Origin of the sequence: Acinetobacter sp. UBA6526 (genome assembly GCF_002434875.1) — a bacterium.
Taxonomy (GTDB): domain Bacteria; phylum Pseudomonadota; class Gammaproteobacteria; order Pseudomonadales; family Moraxellaceae; genus Acinetobacter; species Acinetobacter venetianus.
The window spans coordinates 1,344-2,599 of the sequence record NZ_DJLC01000208.1; the positions used below are offsets into that span (position 1 = coordinate 1,344).

General features: G+C 43.9%; 3 protein-coding genes. All 3 read right to left on the reverse strand.

Annotation, left to right across the window (positions count from 1 at the left end):
* The coding region (locus B4237_RS14220; RefSeq protein ID WP_286943651.1) for a biotin carboxylase N-terminal domain-containing protein at positions 1-267 on the reverse strand (267 nt) is incomplete at its 3' end.
* Positions 267-1,100: an enoyl-CoA hydratase/isomerase family protein gene (locus tag B4237_RS14225; protein WP_278596491.1), complete on the reverse strand. Its 834-nt coding sequence runs from the start codon at positions 1,098-1,100 to the stop codon at positions 267-269. The genes B4237_RS14225 and B4237_RS14220, both read right to left, overlap by 1 nt.
* Positions 1,101-1,115: 15 nt before the next feature.
* Positions 1,116-1,256 (reverse strand): acyl-CoA dehydrogenase family protein (locus tag B4237_RS14230; protein ID WP_258961877.1); only part of this gene is annotated, 141 nt, incomplete at its 5' end.

Below are 1,256 nucleotides of genomic sequence, written 5' to 3' on the forward strand. Positions count from 1 at the left end.
ATTTTCAGACAAGAAACCATAACCCGGATGTACGGCATCTGCGCCTGTTTTTTGACACGCAGCAATGATATTCGCAATCGATAAATAAGATGCTGAAACTTTCGATTCACCAATATAAACCGCTTCATCAGCAACCTGAACATGACGAGCATTAGCATCGGCATCTGAATACACAGCAACTGTTTGATAACCCATCGCTTTTGCGGTTTGCATCACCCGAACAGCAATCTCACCACGATTTGCGACTAAAACTTTTGAAAATTTCATTATTGTTCAGTCCAAGTTGGTAAACGTTTTTGAATAAATGCCATCGTACCTTCCTGCCCCTCTGCACCACCGACTGCTTGCGCAAATTGTTGTGCAGCATCATCAAGTAAAGACTCTAAAGGTTCGTTCAAAGTACGATGTAACAGTGCTTTGGTATTGCGGGAGGCTAAAGGTGCAGCACGCTTGATGTGTTGAATGGTCTCACTGAGTAACTGCTCAAGTTCAGTTTCATCATGTACCACATCATGCACAACCCCTAGTTTCTGTGCAGTTTCACCATTAAAGCGTGAACCTAACAATGCCAAACGACGTGCTTGAGTCAGTCCAATTCGTTTCACCACAAACGGTGCGATTTGCGCTGGCAAAACACCTAAACCAGTCTCGGGCAAACCAAACTGTGCTGTATCTCGACTAATCGCAATATCCGAAACACAAGCTAAGCCAAAGCCGCCACCTAGCACAGCACCTTCCAAAACGGCTACTACCGTTTGTGGAGCTTGATCGACTTGCTCAATCATGGCACCAAAGCGACGATTGAAATCCACATAAGGCTTTAAACTGCCGACATTGGCTGCTTCGAGACGCAATGCCGCCATATCTTTAATGTCACCACCAGCACAAAAATGACCACCTTGACCACGTAAAATGACAGCGCGAATCGAGGTATCATTCTCAATATGGGTAAATACCTGTTGAATGGCATTGACCATGTTGAGACTCATGGCATTACGGCTTTCAGGTCGATTGAGCCAAAGTGTTAAAATGCTACCGTGTTGTTCAAGTTGGATGCTGTCATCAACCTGTAGATCAGTAAGAGAAGTTGAAAGTGTCATTTTTCTTCTCCTATTTTATTTCTGTTTCTTCGGCAAAATATCCATCAATTTACAGATGATTCCGAGCATGATTTCATCTGCACCACCACCAATCGAGCCTAAACGACCATCACGATAAAGTTGTGACGCTGGGTTATCCCACATAAAACCATTTCC

Bases quoted from the DNA above. Each gene is read 5' to 3' on its own strand.
- B4237_RS14225 (WP_278596491.1), bottom strand. From the start codon at position 1,100: ATGACACTTTCAACTTCTCTTACTGATCTACAGGTTGATGACAGCATC.